Annotated in this window: 1 pseudogene; it reads left to right on the top strand. The window is 59.5% G+C overall.

The window, feature by feature from the left end:
* A pseudogene (locus AC24YW_RS36650) lies at positions 1–257 on the top strand (hypothetical protein); the annotation flags it as partial.

Below are 257 nucleotides of genomic sequence, written 5' to 3' on the forward strand. Positions count from 1 at the left end.
GGGTTATATCGAATGGTCGGGCCTGACCGCAGGGTTCCGGTCTTCCTTCTTTGACGTTGGCACCGGGTTCAACGAGAGCGCCGGGCTGAGTTCCGATAGAACGACAAACCTGATCGCCTACAGCGCGAAACCCACGCCTAATCTGACGCTGACGCTTTCGGCAGAGGACGGCACGTTCCGCCGGTTTGAAGACGACACATGGGCGCAATATGCGGGGCAGCGTCGGCCCGACCTGGTTGCATCAATCGATTATGCCC

This window comes from Bradyrhizobium sp. USDA3516, assembly GCF_057651995.1.